General features: G+C 52.5%; 3 protein-coding genes. All 3 read right to left on the bottom strand.

Annotated elements, in window-relative coordinates; all coding sequences use genetic code 11:
• The coding region (locus HWQ67_RS17535; protein WP_218253989.1) for a menaquinone biosynthetic enzyme MqnA/MqnD family protein at window positions 1-580 on the bottom strand (580 nt) is incomplete at its 3' end.
• Window positions 577-903 (bottom strand): nucleotidyltransferase domain-containing protein, encoded by a 327-nt coding sequence (locus HWQ67_RS17530; protein ID WP_218253988.1) that lies wholly within the window; start codon window positions 901-903, stop codon window positions 577-579. The genes HWQ67_RS17530 and HWQ67_RS17535, both read right to left, overlap by 4 nt.
• A gap of 13 nt (window positions 904-916) precedes the next feature.
• The coding region (locus tag HWQ67_RS17525) for an RtcB family protein (RefSeq protein ID WP_218253987.1) at window positions 917-1,803 on the bottom strand (887 nt) is incomplete at its 5' end.

The raw sequence follows: 1,803 nt of genomic DNA, 5'->3' as shown, positions 1-1,803 counted from the left end.
CGAGAAACTCGCAATTAAAACCCTTTGGCGCAACCCCCCGGGCAAACACACACGACTCCCCCGTCTTTTCATACCATATGGAACTGAGGTCGTAGACGTACAACTGTCCGCTACAACGTTGAGCCTCTATGAGGGCATCGTCGCCTATGAGCAGATAGGCCGGATGTTGTGACAGTCCCGCCATCAGGGGCACGTTTGAGCCAAGGAGGTTGCACTCAAGACCGTAGAACTCCCTCAGTATGATCCTCAATAATGCCGTGGAGGTCTCTGCCTGTGCCGTAGTCAGTACCGTGGCGCCGTCTAAACGCTCTATTTCAACGGTGCTAAAGAAAATGATGCTCATCACCTGCCCGCATGCACTGATGCAATGCCCCGGTATGAGGTCGTACAGGTGACGGTTCCTGAGATACTCGATCGATGAGGCAGGGCCAACGTCGATGAGTCCCTGTCTCATAAGGGCATTGACTTGGGAAGGCACGCCCCCTGTAAACTCATATTGCCCCCGCCCCCTGGCTCCGAGTCTTTCGAGACAGTGAAAGATCGGGTAGAGGTTGGCAAAGTCTATCCTTCCTATTCTCAATAGAGTTTTATTCCTTCATGCTTAATCTTGTAACATAAAGTAGACATATCATCTGACAACTGACTGAACTCACCTGCTGTGTATACTAAGATGTCTTCTGGTACTTTCAAGTCTCTTAACACCCTAAGACCTTTTATTGGCCGCCTGTATGGTTTATCATCAGATTTTTCGATTATTACAAGCAAATCAATGTCACTCTCATATGTCGGCCTACCCCACGCATACGACCCAAATAAGTAAATCGCCTTTGGATCGTATACGCTTACCAACCTATTCTTTATTACCTCTATTAAATCTAAATCTGCTAAGTAGTTTCGATGCATAAAAGTTATCAATTCACAAGCAGGGTCTTGTCACCCCTTTATCACGCCGAGGGGCTTTAGCATGGCCACTTTTTTTGGAGATACCGGCGGAGTCTACGACGTCTATTACGTCTGATATGTCCTTGTATGCTTCCGACATTTCTTCGGCGAGCGTGCCCCTGCCTGCACTCATTACCGTAACACCGATGTCCTCCATTTCACGCCAGATGGCACGTCCCTTGGCCTTTTTGAGGGCCTGATGGCGCGACAACACCCGGCCCGCTCCATGACAGGTGGAGCCAAAGGACTGCTGCATCGCCCCCTCCGTGCCAACCAGGACAAACGATGCCCGCCCCATGTCCCCCGGGATGAGCACCGGTTGGCCGATGTGGCGGTAGACGTCGGAGAGTTCCCGGTGTCCGGGGGGCAGGGCAAGCGTGGCGCCCTTTCTGTGTACCACGAGGTTGTTGGTGCCGTGTCTCTCCACCTTGGCGATGTTGTGCGCCACGTCGTAGACCAGGCTCAGGCCAAGTCCCTGGGGACTGCCCTTAAAGACCTGTGACATTGCCTCCATGCACCAGTACATGATGCACTGACGGTTGGCCCAGGCGTAGTTGGCTGCACCCTTCATCGCCGAAAAGTAGTCCTGTCCCTCCTGGGTATTAAACGGGGCACAGGCCAGCTCCTTGTCGGCCAGTTGGATGTCGTACTTTCTGGAGGCTTGCTCCATCGTGGAGAGGAAGTCCGTGCAAACCTGGTGCCCAAACCCGCGCGACCCCGTGTGGATCATTACAGTGACTTGGTTTTTAAACAATCCGAAGGCCTCTGCCGCCCGCTCGTCGTATATTTCGCTGACGTACTGTACCTCTATGAAGTGATTTCCCGACCCCAGGGTGCCCTGCTGTGAATTGATAACTTTTA

The sequence above is a fragment of the Candidatus Magnetobacterium casense genome (assembly GCF_019173545.1).
Lineage (GTDB): Bacteria > Nitrospirota > Thermodesulfovibrionia > Thermodesulfovibrionales > Magnetobacteriaceae > Magnetobacterium > Magnetobacterium cryptolimnobacter.
This window is presented reverse-complemented; position numbering and strand designations above follow the sequence as displayed.